Below are 1,196 nucleotides of genomic sequence, written 5' to 3'. Positions count from 1 at the left end.
GTGTGAGGTGCCGTGGCGGGTGAGGTGCCGTGGTGGGTGTGAGGCTTTGTGGCACATCTCCCGCCGGGCTGCGCCAAGCGGGCACGTGCGGTGATGCGGGGTTAGTGTCCGGTCGTGCGCCTCGGTGTCATGGGTGGGACCTTCGACCCCGTCCACAACGGGCACCTCGTCGCAGCCAGTGAGGTGGCCGCCCTGTTCGATCTGGACGAGGTGGTCTTCGTGCCGAGCGGGCAACCCTGGCAGAAGATTCATCGCAAAGTCTCCGCCGCCGAGGACCGCTATCTGATGACCTTCCTCGCGACGGCGGGGAATCCGCAGTTCACGGTCAGCCGGATCGAGATCGACCGGGGCGGCGCCACCTACACCATCGACACCCTGCGAGACCTGCGTGCGGCGCGACCGGACGACGAGCTGTTCTTCATCACGGGGGCGGACGCGCTCGCGCAGATTTTCACCTGGCGTGACCACCGCGAGCTGTTCGAACTGGCCCACTTCGTCGGCGTGAGCCGGCCCGGTTATCAGCTCGCGCTGGACGCCGCCCTCCCGGCCGGCGCCGTCAGCCTGCTAGAGGTCCCGGCGCTGGCGATCTCCTCGTCCGACATCCGGGAACGGGTCGGCCGCCGGGCGCCGATCTGGTATCTCACCCCCGACGGGGTCGTGCGCTACATCGCCAAGCGGCGTCTCTACCAGGGTGCTTCCTGACCCGCCAAGCCGTCCGGGCGGGCCACCGGGCCAGGCGATATCCCGATTTTTCGGCCCGTCGTGGACGGGAGGAGTGCCCTGCCCGCGCGTCGATGTGTCACGCTGGATGCAGCCGTCCGGTCCCGGACGGTGCGCGAGGCAGCCGAGGACGGATGCCTCCCGCCCGTCACCACCCTGGAGAACCCGAGCGTGACCGCTTCCCCGCGAGCCGTCGAACTCGCCCTCGCCGCCGCGCAGGCGGCCGCCGACAAGCTCGGCCATGACCTGCTCATCCTCGACGTGAGCGATCGGCTGGCCATCACCGATTGCTTCGTGCTCGCCTCCGCGGGCAACGAGCGGCAGGTCAAGGGCATCGTCGACGAGATCGAGGAGCACCTGCGCCGGCTGGGAGCCAAGCCTGTCCGGCGGGAGGGGGAGCGGGAGGGCCGCTGGGTCCTGCTCGACTTCGTCGACGTGGTGGTGCACGTGCAGCGGGACGAGGAACGGGTCTACTA

General features: G+C 69.6%; 2 protein-coding genes. Both read left to right on the top strand.

The window, feature by feature from the left end:
* The first annotated feature begins 114 nt into the window (after nt 1–114).
* A complete protein-coding gene (gene nadD, locus AC08OP_RS21135; RefSeq protein ID WP_476594783.1) occupies nt 115–702 on the top strand; it encodes a nicotinate-nucleotide adenylyltransferase in 588 nt (195 codons plus the stop codon).
* A 189-nt stretch (nt 703–891) separates the two neighbouring features.
* The coding region (gene rsfS, locus AC08OP_RS21130) for a ribosome silencing factor (protein ID WP_476615774.1) at nt 892–1,196 on the top strand (305 nt) is incomplete at its 3' end.

The sequence above is a fragment of the Frankia sp. CeRuru1 genome, assembly GCF_977966315.1.
Note: the sequence above shows the minus strand (reverse complement) of the source record. Positions and strands in the feature narration are given on the sequence as shown.